This is a genomic window from Spirillospora sp. NPDC049652 (genome assembly GCF_040675125.1).
GTDB lineage: Bacteria > Actinomycetota > Actinomycetes > Streptosporangiales > Streptosporangiaceae > Spirillospora.
In genome coordinates this window covers 1-7,633 of sequence record NZ_JBFAOF010000295.1, presented here as the reverse complement: position 1 = coordinate 7,633, position 7,633 = coordinate 1, and the positions used below count along the sequence as shown (strand labels likewise).

7 protein-coding genes are annotated in these 7,633 nt (G+C 70.3%); 1 reads left to right on the top strand and 6 read right to left on the bottom strand.

Annotated features, from left to right (window positions below):
• Positions 1–36 precede the first annotated feature (36 nt).
• The 4 genes from AB0J52_RS19790 to AB0J52_RS19775 are packed head-to-tail and all read right to left on the bottom strand — an operon-like array spanning position 37 to position 2,298.
• A complete protein-coding gene (locus tag AB0J52_RS19790) occupies positions 37–693 on the bottom strand; it encodes an ATP-binding protein (RefSeq protein WP_500183059.1) in 657 nt (218 codons plus the stop codon).
• Positions 681–1,088 (bottom strand): anti-sigma regulatory factor, encoded by a 408-nt coding sequence (locus AB0J52_RS19785; RefSeq protein ID WP_500183058.1) that lies wholly within the window; start codon positions 1,086–1,088, stop codon positions 681–683. Before AB0J52_RS19785 ends, AB0J52_RS19790 begins: the two co-directional genes overlap by 13 nt.
• Positions 1,085–1,462, bottom strand: a complete 378-nt coding sequence (locus AB0J52_RS19780) for an STAS domain-containing protein (protein WP_500183057.1) — start codon at positions 1,460–1,462, stop codon at positions 1,085–1,087. The genes AB0J52_RS19785 and AB0J52_RS19780 overlap by 4 nt, the downstream gene beginning before the upstream one ends.
• Positions 1,462–2,298 carry an STAS domain-containing protein gene (locus tag AB0J52_RS19775; RefSeq protein WP_500183056.1) on the bottom strand — a complete coding sequence of 279 codons (837 nt, stop codon included), beginning with the start codon at positions 2,296–2,298 and terminating at the stop codon, positions 1,462–1,464. The genes AB0J52_RS19780 and AB0J52_RS19775 overlap by 1 nt, the downstream gene beginning before the upstream one ends.
• Before the next feature lie 894 nt (positions 2,299–3,192).
• Here AB0J52_RS19775 and AB0J52_RS19770 point away from each other — a divergent pair.
• Positions 3,193–5,049, top strand: coding sequence for a bifunctional metallophosphatase/5'-nucleotidase (locus AB0J52_RS19770; RefSeq protein WP_500183055.1), 1,857 nt, complete (start codon positions 3,193–3,195; stop codon positions 5,047–5,049).
• Positions 5,050–5,134: 85 nt separating this feature from the next.
• Here AB0J52_RS19770 and AB0J52_RS19765 read toward each other — a convergent pair whose 3' ends face one another.
• Both AB0J52_RS19765 and AB0J52_RS19760 read right to left on the bottom strand, forming a co-directional pair.
• Positions 5,135–5,935, bottom strand: coding sequence for an SAM-dependent methyltransferase (locus tag AB0J52_RS19765; protein WP_500183054.1), 801 nt, complete (start codon positions 5,933–5,935; stop codon positions 5,135–5,137).
• Between the two features lie 138 nt (positions 5,936–6,073).
• Positions 6,074–7,633, bottom strand: a 1,560-nt coding sequence (locus tag AB0J52_RS19760) for an alpha/beta fold hydrolase (protein ID WP_500183053.1), incomplete at its 5' end; no start/stop codon positions are given.

Sequence of the window (7,633 nt, the reverse complement as noted above, 5' to 3'; positions counted from 1 at the left end):
TTGTCGCGGCCACCCCCTATAAATACCCCTACCACACTACCGCGTTGCCCTCCCCGCCGCTCTCCCTTTCTCCTGGAGGGCGCCGGGGGGGGCGCGGGCCGCCAGCGGCCCGTGGCCGAGGCCGTCGCACAGCATCGCGTAGACCGTCCCCTCGTGCAGCCGCGCGGCGTAGGCGTCGCCGCACTCCTCCTCGCCCTCGATCGGACGGGTGAGCCCGGCGAACGGAAGGTCCGGGACGGACGCGCCGCCGTCGGACTGGAGGAAGCGGGCGAACAGCACGGTGCCCGCCGCGGAGGCCGAGTGCATGCCGCTGCGGTCGGCGATCCGGTCGATGGCGCCGAGCCCGACGCCGAGCGTGCCGGTGGTGGAGTAGCCGTCCAGCCGGGCGCCGGGGACGTCGGCGACTCCGGGTCCCCGGTCGAAGCAGACGAACTCGAAGGCGGCGTCGTCACCCTGGCGGGACAGCCGCAGCAGCATCTCGCCCCGCTCCGCGTGCTTGACGAGGTTGGTGGCGGCCTCGGTGACCGCGAGCTGCACCCGTCCCATGGGCTCGCCCGTGAAACCGAGCCGTTCGGCCAGCCCGGTCGCGCGGCGCCGCGCCGCGGCGACCGCGCTCTGGTCCTCCACCCTCATCCAGACCGCGTCACCGACGAGCTGGCTTGTCGTCCAACCGGTGCCGCTCAGCGGATCCACTTGGTCACCGTCACCGTGGTGCCCTTCCCTACCTCGGTCTCCACGTTGAACTCGTCGGCCAGGCGGCGCGCGCCCGGAAGCCCCAGTCCGAGGCCGCTTCCGCTCGTCCAGCCTTCGGTGAGCGCCTTGTCCATGTCCGGGATGCCCGGACCGTTGTCGGTGACGGTGAGCCGGACGCCGCCGCGGCCCCGCGCGTTGACGACGGACTCGACCCGCGCGCTGCCCCCGCCGCCGTGCACGAAGGTGTTGCGGGCCAGCTCGCTCGCCGCGGTCACGATCTTGGTCTGGTCCACCAGCGACATCCCCGCCTCCGCCGCGATGGCGCGCACGAGCTGCCGCACGCGCACGACGTCCTCGTTGGAGACGATGGGAAGCTCGGCGTCCTGAGCGGTCACGACGTGCCCGACCTGACGACGGGCAACGGCGCACCGAGGACCCGCATCCCCTTCTCCAGGTCCAGCGCGGTGCGGACGCCTCCCAGGGAGAGGCCCAGTTCCACCAGGGTGATCGCCACCGCGGGACGCATCCCGACCACGACGGTCTCGGCGTCCATCAGCCTGGACATCGAGGCGATGGTGGCGAACATCCGGCCGATGAAGGAGTCGACGATGTCCACCGCGGTGATGTCGATGATCACACCGCGGGCGCCGGTCTTGACGATGCGCTCGGCCAGGTCCTCCTGGAGCGCGAGCACGGTCTGGTCCTGCAGGTCGATCTGGATCGACACCAGCAGGACGTCACCGATCTTCAGAATCGGGACGCGGTCCATCAGACCTCCGTCCGCGTGCTCACGTGGACGCCGCTGGACTCCATCGCGTAGGCGAGGGCGTCGGCGAGGGTCGCCTTCGTCGCGATGTCGCCGAACTCGATCCCGAGCGCCACGATCGTCTGGGCGATCTGCGGGCGGACGCCGGAGATCACGCAGTCGGTGCCCATCAGCCGGGCCGCCATCACGGTCTTCAGCAGGTGCTGGGCGACCTCGGTGTCCACCGCCGGCACGCCGGTGATGTCGATCACCGCGAACTGCGCGCCGGTCTCTACCAGGCGCTCCAGCAGCGTCTCCATGACGACCTGGGTGCGGGCCGAGTCCAGCGTGCCGACCAGCGGCACCCCGAGGATGCCGTCCCACAGCTTCACGACCGGCGTGGACAGCTCCAGCAGCTGCTCCATCTGGTCGGCGATGACCTGCTCGCGCGCGGCGGCGTAGGTCTCGAAGGTCACCAGGCCGAGGTCGTCGACCCAGGAGGAGAACTTGATGAACTCGGCGTAGGCCCGCACGTCGCCGGTGCCGCTCACCTGTTCGAGGAGGGCCTGCTTGAGGGAGAACACGCTGACGGCGGTCTCGGTCGGGCTGAAGCCCTGCCGGGCGCGGCTGCGGGAGATCTCCGCGAGCGCCGCCCGCAGCTCCCGGCCGGCCTCCTCGTCCTTCTCGCCGATGGCCCGCTCGATCAGGCCGTACAGCTCGGTCAGCTCCGCTCGCAGCTCCCGTTCGGTGATCCGGCCGCGGACCCCGTCGAGGACCAGTCCCACCCAGCGATCAAGCACCACGCCCCGTCCCGAGCGCAGCAGCTCCGGAAGATGTGACTCGCTTGCGCCACCGCTCATCTAGCGAACTCCTATCGAAAACCTATGTTTTCTTGCAACCACCGAGGACCGTACCGTTCGGTAGCGTACAGGTAGATATGACTTGGGAATCGACGGATTGTCAGCCACTTGACCAGCGATGACGGCTCCCCTCCTCCGCGCGGCGCACACTGGGCCCGAGAGCGCGTCCCGGGGGCTCACGGCAGGATCGGAGGGGCTGCGCCCTCCCCACTGCCGCGACCGCCCCGGAGGGAGGGGACACGGTCGATGCCTTCCCGATACGTCCCGGACACGTCCACCCGGTCACGCTGTCACAGACCGGCGCCCGTTCGAAACCCAGTTCGACCGACACACTCGACTCGGCGGGATGCCACGAGCCCCTGTCCGCCGCGTCCGGCTCCGCCCGCCGGACGCCCCTCAGGCCCTCCTTATATATAGGCCGCCCCCTCCTCTCCTGCCGGGCCGGGCGCGCAGGGCTCACACCGCGACAGCGTCGCCGGGCGGGACGATCGTCATGGGCACCCCGGTCAGCGATCTCTCTCACATAGTCCGCGGCCTCACCGACCTTGGTCCACGGCCCGCTGGTGGGCAGCAGCGTGTCGACCGGCGCGGGTGGGACGTGACAGGCGTCTCCCGGGTGGTGGACGCCGCGTCCGGGGTGTACGCCCCCGGGTCGATGACGAGGCGTCCCCGGCGCGGACGGCCCAGCCCTCGCGAAAGTCCTGGTCGCGGCCCTGGAGCCGACCGGGTGCGACCAGCCGGACCGCCCACGGGACGGCCGTCCGCGCGCCGCTCCGGAGGAGACAAGGTGTGCCAACGGAGGGCGGCGAAGATTGCGGCATACCGCCAGGTTCCCGCGGACCCTCGACGGCTATCGTGTCGCCTTGCCCTCCGAAAGATAAGGAATGTGAAGATATGGCTGATGCGGGGAACGAGTTCGGTCCGTCGCCGCGCTGGTGTTCGTGCCGGGTGCCCGACGACGCGGAGCGGTCGTCCGGTGTGAGCCGCAGGAAGGTCCTCGGCGGGCTGACCGCCGCGAGCGCGCTGGCGCTGGCGGGCTGGCCCGGATCGGCGCAGGCCGCCGCGCCCGGGAAGGACAAGTCGGTCACCATCACCGTGATGGGCACCTCCGACCTGCACAGCCACGCGGTGAACTGGGACTACTACACCGACGCCGCCTACGCCGACAGCGCCGGGAACGTCGTCGGCCTCGCCCGGGTGTCGAGCCTGGTGAACCGGATCCGCGCCGAGCGGGGACGCGACCGCACCCTGCTGTTCGACGCCGGCGACACCATCCAGGGCACCCCGCTCGGCTACTACTACGCCACGGTCGAGCCGATCACCAGGACCGGCGAGGTCCACCCGATGGCGCGGGTGATGAACGCGATCGGCTACGACGCCGTGGCGCTGGGGAACCACGAGTTCAACTACGGGCTGCCGCTGCTGGAGAAGTGGATCAGCCAGATGGACGCGCCCGCGCTCGCCGCGAACGCCGTCCACGCGGGCACCGCGCGCCCGGCCTTCCACCCGTACGTCATCAAGCGGATGCACGTGCCGGGCCACCCGCCGATCAAGGTCGGGCTGCTCGGCCTCACCAACCCCGGCGTCGCGATCTGGGACAAGGCCAACGTGTCCGGGAAGCTGGACTTCCTCGACCTGGTCGAGACCGCCAGGCGCTGGGTGCCGGTCATCCGCGCGCAGGGCGCGGACGTCGTGATCGTCAGCGCGCACGCCGGGGACAGCGGACTGTCGTCCTACGGCACCGACCTGCCGGTGGAGAACGCCTCGGCGATGGTCGCCGAGCAGGTCCCCGACATCGACGCGATCCTGTTCGGCCACGCCCACCTGGACATCCCCGTCCGGTACGTGACGAACAAGACCACCGGGCAGAGCGTGGTCATGAGCGAGCCCAAGTGCTGGGGCGAGCGGCTGTCGGTCTTCGACCTCACCCTCACCCACGAGAAGGGCCGCTGGACGGTCACCGGGAAGTCCGCAACGACGGTGAACACCAACACCGTCCAGGAGGACGCGGCGATCGTGGGGCTGGTCAAGAAGCAGCACGACGCCGTCGTCGGCTACGTCAACCAGAAGGTGGCGACCTCCACCCAGGCGCTGTCGGCGGCCGAGTCCTGCTGGAAGGACACCGCGATCCTCGACTACGTGCAGCTCGTCCAGACGGCGAAGGTCACCGAGGCGATCGCCGGCACCGAGTACGCCTCGCTGCCGGTGCTGTCGATCGCCGCGCCGTTCAGCCGCGCCGCGACCTTCCCCGCCGGGCAGGTCACCATCCGGGACATCGCCGGCCTCTACATCTACGACAACACCCTGCTCGGCAGCGTCCTGACCGGCGCCCAGATCAAGGACTACCTGGAGTACTCCGCGGAGTACTTCAAGAAGACCGCGCCGGACGCGCCGGTCGACCCGGCGTCGTGGACCAACGAGGCCAACCGCCCCGACTACAACTACGACCAGTTCTCGGGCGTCGACTACTCCGTCGACATCTCCAAGAACGCCGGTTCGCGGATCGTCGGCCTGAGCCACAGGGGCGCGCCGATCGCCCCGGACCAGAAGTTCGTCGTGGCGGTGAACAACTACCGCCAGTCCGGCGGCGGCGGCTTCCCGCACATCAGGACCGCGCCCGTGGTCTACAACGCGCAGGTCGCCATCCGGGAGGCGATCGTCGCCTACGCGTCGGCGTCCGGCACCATCGACCCCGCCGGCTTCCACACGGTGAACTGGAAGCTCGTCCGCAACGGCACCCCGGTCTTCTGACGCGGGCGGTTCAGTAGGGCCTGACGATTCGTGGCGCTGCGGAGCGTCGAAATCCGCAGCGCCACGACTCTCGGGCTTGGCGGAGTCAGGGCTTGCGGGCGACTCCGCCTGTCATGAAGCGGACGTCCACCGTGCCGGCGTCCAGGACGGGCACGTCCGGACGCCAGAGCGGCAGCGGGACGAGACCGGGCGGCAGGATGTCGAGGCCGTCGAAGAAGGCGGCCAGCTCGGCCGGGGTGCGGACCCGGCCCGTGCCGAGCTGCTCCAGGAGCTGCTTCTCCAGCGCGACGGACTCGGGGGCGTCGCCGAGCCGGGTGAAGTTGGTGATGAAGAAGAACGAGCCGCTGGGCACCGCGTCCCGCAGCACCTGGAGGATCCGGCCCGGCTCCTCCTCGTCGCCGAGGTGGTGCAGGATGCCCGCGAGGATGACGCCGACGGGCCGCTCGAAGTCGATGAGCGCGCGGATCTCCGGCCGGTCGAGCAGCTCGGCGGGCTCGCGGATGTCGGCGGTCACCACGGCGGTGCCGGCGTCGCCCGCCAGGAGCCGGCGGCCCTGCGCCAGCACGATCGGGTCGATGTCGACGTACACCACGCGGGCCCCCGGGGCGGCCTCCTGGGCGACCTCGTGCGTGTTGCGGACGGTCGGCAGCCCCGATCCCAGATCGAGGAACTGCGTGATCCCCTCGTCCACGGCGAGGTACCGGACGACCCGGTGCAGCATGGCCCGGTTGTGCAGGGCGATCGCCCGCAGCTCCGGCATGATCGCGAGGCTGGCCTCGGCGACGGCCCGGTCCACCGCGTAATTGTCCTTGCCGCCGAGCATCACGTCGTAGACGCGCGCGGCGGTCGGAACGCCGACGGGAACCGGCGGGGACGATTCAGACATGCGCACCTCACGGCTCGGCGGGCCATCGTCCGCATCGTACCCACGCCAAGTCGCCCGAATGGGGGATTCCTCAGCGGGATACAGAACACGGAAAAAGGGCCCGGGATGACCGGGCCCTCCGACCGCGTGCGGAATTGGCTACTTGGCGGGCTGGGGAGGCGGAGTCGGGTCGCCGAGTTGGGAGACGTGGACGATGGGCTTGGACGGCAGTTCGTCCCGCAGCCAGTAGGCGTCGAAGTAGGAGTCGATGCCGCCCGGCCGCCGGTCGCCCCGGTGCACGATGCAGTGCGTGCGGTCACCGTCCTGGACGACCAGGTGCGACCCCTTCAGGAGTTTCCGCAGCTCCAGCGCGTCCGCGTACGGGGTGGCCGCGTCGTTGGTGGCCTGGAACAGCAGGATGTTCTTCGGCAGGTCACGCGTCTTGCCGACCTTGACCGGCGTGCCCGGCTTGGCCTTCCAGAACATGCAGGGCGCGTTGTACCAGGTGTTGAACCAGGTCAGGAACGGCGCCTTCCGGTCCATGCGGGTCGCGTCGGCACGCCATCTCCCCCAGTTCCCCGGCCACTGCACATCGCTGCACTGGATGGCGTGGTACGCGGCGAACTCGTTGTCGTCCGTGCCGCCCGTGGTGTTGGCGCCGAAGGTGTCGAGGAAGGTGTCCAGGTCGCGGGACTTGTAGGCGGACAGGCCGACCGCGAGGCCGTGCCACGTGCGCTGGCTGCGCTGGTAGGCCGCGTTCTGGACGGTGTCCACGAGTTCGGCCGCACCCACTGCGACACCGTCCTTCACGAGGGGCGTCTTGGCGAGCTTCGCCTCCAGGCCGTAGTAGAACTTCCGGACCGCCGCCTGCGTCCTGCCCAGGTGGTAGCGGTCGTCGTACCGGGCCAGCCAGCCGAAGTAATACTCCATGTTCTCGTTGAAGGCGACGTTCTGGGGCGCCTGTGCGCCGTACCAGACGTTGCTGGGGCCGACGTTGCCGTCCAGGGCCATCTTGCCGACGCGCTTGGGCAGCACCGTGGCGAACACAGCGCCGAGGTAGGTGCCGTAGGAGCCGCCGTAGTAATCCAGCTTCTCGTGCCCGAGGGCCGCCCGGATCGTGTTCATGTCGCGAACCGCGTCGATGGTCTTCATGTGGTCGAGCAGGTTCACCGGGGAGCCCTTGCCGTACTTTCGGGCGCAGGCGTCCGCATACGATTTCGACCGCTTGAGCCACGCCGCCTCGGACTTGGCGTCCCCGTGGCCGTAGGCCGGCCGGGGCGCGTTCCCGTAGTCGCGGTCGCAGCTCAGCGCGGGTTTGCTGTAGCCGATGCCGCGCGGGTCGAACCCGATGACGTTGTAGGCCGCCTGCATCGGAGCGGAGTTCAGGGCGTAGACGGCGGGGCCGAACAGCGCGCCCTCGCCGCCCGGGCCTCCAGGGTTGACGACGAGGTCGCCCTTGGCCTTGCCCTTTCCCTGATGCGGGGTCCGGGTCAGCTGGAGGATGATCCGCCGGCCGCCCGGGCGGGCGTAGTCCAGCGGGACGCTCAGCTCGGCGCACTGGATGATCTTCGATACCGCGACCGGTCCGAGCCGGTCATAGGCCTTCGCGCCGTTGACGATGTCGGCGCCGCAGGCGTGCCACGTCAGGCGCGCGGGACGGAACGCCTCGGACACGTCCGCGGCCGCCGCCGCGTTCGCCGCGCTCGCCGCGCCGAGTCC